General features: G+C 68.5%; 1 protein-coding gene. It reads right to left on the bottom strand.

The window, feature by feature from the left end:
* The coding region (locus SB786_RS36375; protein WP_410731599.1) for a FlgK family flagellar hook-associated protein at positions 1–270 on the bottom strand (270 nt) is incomplete at both ends.

Below are 270 nucleotides of genomic sequence, written 5' to 3'. Positions count from 1 at the left end.
CGTGCCGCCTTGCAGCGCCGCGCTGGTGAGCGGCTGCGCGGCGGTGGTCGAGCCCGGCAGACCTTGCCAGGCCACCGTCATTTCGGTCGGATTGGTGCTCGACGGCTGCGTCGTCAGGTTGTAGTTCTGGCCGCTGACCACGAGCGGCTGGCCGTTGCCGAGGAACAGGCTGTAGCCGCTGCTGTTCTGTACGACCTGCACGCCCACGAGCTGCGACAGATTCGACACCGCGAGGTCGCGCTGGTCCAGGAGCTGGTTCGGCTGCTGGCC

Source organism: Burkholderia sp. SIMBA_062, from assembly GCF_046534765.1.
Lineage (GTDB): Bacteria > Pseudomonadota > Gammaproteobacteria > Burkholderiales > Burkholderiaceae > Burkholderia > Burkholderia ambifaria.
This window is presented reverse-complemented; position numbering and strand designations above follow the sequence as displayed.